Genomic DNA, 2,665 nt, shown 5'->3' with positions numbered 1-2,665 from the left:
TTTAGTGGATCAGTCACTGGAACCCTTAAGACCTTAAATGGAATACAATAAGTACTTAGTTTCAATCCTTATTTTAGTGGATCAGTCACTGGAACTGGAGAAATAGGAGCAGTAATGGATATGAGAGGAGGGTTTCAATCCTTATTTTAGTGGATCAGTCACTGGAACTTTAAGATTATTAAATATTAATTATAAAGAATTAGAAAAACAAAGTTTCAATCCTTATTTTAGTGGATCAGTCACTGGAACCTCGAAAGAACCTAACAGAGATGAGTGGATAACTATGTTTCAATCCTTATTTTAGTGGATCAGTCACTGGAACTGAGTATAATAAAACTTTCTATGATATTGACGTTGGGTTTCAATCCTTATTTTAGTGGATCAGTCACTGGAACTTGCACTCTATTAGATTATGAGGGAGAGAGTGAAAGTTTCAATCCTTATTTTAGTGGATCAGTCACTGGAACAATTTCAAGGTTTGTCAAGTATAATCCTATAATAAGTTTCAATCCTTATTTTAGTGGATCAGTCACTGGAACCCGATATAGTTTAAATTAACTTTTATAACAGTCATTAAAGCACTTCTCCTAGAATTTTTTAAAGGGTTTATCCCCAATTAAATCTAGAAAAATATCTAAATTTACACCAAATCCCGCAACTTTGACCATTTTGACCAAATTGCCATTTATTGGATTATCAAGGTTCAGTTTTTTCAAGAAAAATAATTTTGCCTCAGAATTTATAATTTTTACTCTTTCTTAGTTATATTTTATAAAATTTCTAGTCTTAAAACAAGCCTAATCAAGAATTTTTTCTCTACTGATAGTTCCAAAACCTCTGCTAGTAGATTTTCCTAATCCTATTAATTCAGGTAGATAAATATTGCTGAAGAAATAACCTTTAAAGCCAATCATCTCTTTATTTTTGAATTTAACTGACACCTCCTCTAATTTTGCTTCTACAACTATTTCTTCTTCAATCCACCAGTCTACCCCTTTAGCAAAACTTAGTATATTACCAATAATTAACCGTTTTAAGAATTTCATTTTTTCTTTCGCAGAAGCATCAAGATAATTATTTCTATATTTTTTATAATTTTTTTGACTCAATCCTAGCCAGGGAGTAATAAAATTATATTTATAAGCCGGCATGTCATAATTATTATTAATAAATACCTCTTCTTGATCTACATTTAATCTTCCTGCAGGATTACTATATATTTCGTCTTCAAATTGCAGTTTATCAATATCCATAAAATGATTTATTATTTTTTCTGCTCCTTCACCCAAACCGACTATTAAAGGCTTATTATCAATAATTTTATATTGGATCAACGGATATTTATACCTTAAACTACCATCTTTTTTGTGCTGATGAAATAAAACATCTTTAAATTTATTCGCAAAATAACCTCGCAATTTGTGTCCATACCTAACAGGAAGCTCGTCCTCTAATTCATAACTTAATTTTGTAAGCTTAATTTCCACCCTAACCCCTCCTGACTATTTTATACAAATGTTTCTATAAGTACAGTCTCGACATCTACTTATATATTTTGTTCTTTTGGGAAAATATCCTTTTTGAATTATATTGATGATTTCATTTAAAATAATCTGCAAATCATTATATATTTCATCTTTTATTTCGATCTCTATCAATTTACTCTTACTTCTTATATAAACAATAAAGGCTTTTTTTACTTCTATATTGTAGTTATCTTTAATCATCAAAGAATACATTGCTGCCTGATATTTATGAGTTAAAAAAGTCCTCTCTTTATATTTAGCAAATTTGTAATCTAAAGAAGCGGCAGTTCCATCTTCTAAAAACAGAATTTCATCTACTATACCGTGAATATTATATGTTCTTGAATATAACTTTTCATCCAGAATTTTTTCTTTAACACCAATCTTTTTTCTTAAATAAGATTTGTTAACTTTTAATTTTCTCTGATGAGAACTTTTACCCCGCTGGACCTTATATCTTCTTCCCTCATGCTGAGATATTTTCAGATAAAGCATATAATAAATAAAACGAGGACAGTATAAATATTCCATAACTATACTTGGAGTCAGACTAATGTTTTCACTCATTTTTAAAACTCCTAACTAAATAAACTTTGCAGCTCATCATTAACTTTGGCTTTATTAAATGCCTGCCCCAGTAATTCAATTTTTTTAAAGTCTTCCTGACACATTGGAAAAATATAGACAGAATCATCATCCGGATTTATTAAATCCTCTGAATAAACAATTAATTCATCCAGTAAGTTATTATCTATGTTTCCAGCAAAAACTGATTTTTGAACTCTATATAAGCCCTGTTCAATTGCTTTATCAGAAATTTTTTTGCGGACTTTATCTTCAACAATATCATAAATACACCAGACAAGCATTTAATCTCCCTCCTCAATAATTCTATTAGCCAGGTTATGACAGTCAAATTGAATAATATTATGGTTGTATAATTAATGTTGTGAAGAAAAAACTGTAAATCTAAAAATATCTAAATAAAAAAGGCATTTGCCTGGCTCCGTTGAATTAAATAGTTACAACACCAAAAATTCAATGAAGGAGTCAAGCAAATGCATAATAAGTTTATCACAGATTTAATGAATTTACCAGACCTGGTTGCAACAGATTTAATTCAAACTGAAGAATATTTA

General features: G+C 29.3%; 3 protein-coding genes and 1 CRISPR repeat array. All 3 genes read right to left on the bottom strand.

Translation table 11 applies throughout. The features are described from left to right. Window positions 1-58 precede the first annotated feature (58 nt). Window positions 59-539: a CRISPR direct-repeat array (repeat unit 37 nt; unit sequence GTTTCAATCCTTATTTTAGTGGATCAGTCACTGGAAC). Window positions 540-797: 258 nt separating this feature from the next. Genes C8C76_RS12840 through cas2 form a run of 3 tightly spaced genes read right to left on the bottom strand, consistent with a single transcriptional unit; the run spans window position 798 to window position 2,395 of the window. After that, complete coding sequence (locus C8C76_RS12840; RefSeq protein ID WP_108142287.1) at window positions 798-1,487, bottom strand: CRISPR-associated endonuclease Cas6; 690 nt, start codon at window positions 1,485-1,487, stop codon at window positions 798-800. Window positions 1,488-1,502: 15 nt separating this feature from the next. Beyond that, on the bottom strand, window positions 1,503-2,093 hold the full coding sequence (gene cas4, locus C8C76_RS12835; protein ID WP_108142285.1) for a CRISPR-associated protein Cas4: 591 nt from the start codon (window positions 2,091-2,093) through the stop codon (window positions 1,503-1,505). 11 nt (window positions 2,094-2,104) lie between these two features. Next, window positions 2,105-2,395, bottom strand: coding sequence for a CRISPR-associated endonuclease Cas2 (cas2, locus tag C8C76_RS12830; RefSeq protein ID WP_108142283.1), 291 nt, complete (start codon window positions 2,393-2,395; stop codon window positions 2,105-2,107). Window positions 2,396-2,665 lie beyond the last annotated feature (270 nt).

The sequence above is a fragment of the Halanaerobium saccharolyticum genome, assembly GCF_003053565.1.
GTDB classification, from domain to species: Bacteria; Bacillota; Halanaerobiia; order Halanaerobiales; family Halanaerobiaceae; genus Halanaerobium; species Halanaerobium saccharolyticum_B.
This window is presented reverse-complemented; position numbering and strand designations above follow the sequence as displayed.